Genomic DNA, 338 nt, shown 5'->3' with positions numbered 1-338 from the left:
GGCGCAAGGAGCTGCAGCAGGCCGCGCGCCATGTGCGCGAACAGAAGGCGGGCGCCAAGCCGAAGAAGGAAGTCGTGCCGGATTCGCCGGAAGACCAGGTGAAGGCCTTGCGGGCCCAGGTCGGGGAATTGAAGGACCGCGTCGCCACCTTGATGACGGAAAACGAAGTGCTGCGCCAGAAGCTCGCCGCGCTCGGCGGCGCCTGATCGAGGCGTTCCCATGACGTCGTCCCGCGCGACCCTGGTCGCTATCGCCTGCGCCGCGCTGTTCGCGCTCGTCCAGCCCGTGGCCGCGCATGTCGCCACGCAGCCGCATGCCGCTGCCGCATCCTCCGAGCG

Annotated in this window: 1 pseudogene; it reads left to right on the top strand. The window is 69.8% G+C overall.

Features of this window, described 5'->3' with window-relative positions:
• A pseudogene (locus ACEN88_RS34820) lies at positions 1-206 on the top strand (hypothetical protein); the annotation flags it as partial.
• Positions 207-338: the final 132 nt, after the last annotated feature.

The organism is Massilia sp. CT11-108, from assembly GCF_047302915.1.
Classification (GTDB): Bacteria; Pseudomonadota; Gammaproteobacteria; order Burkholderiales; family Burkholderiaceae_D; genus Telluria; species Telluria orientalis.
Note: the sequence above shows the minus strand (reverse complement) of the source record. Positions and strands in the feature narration are given on the sequence as shown.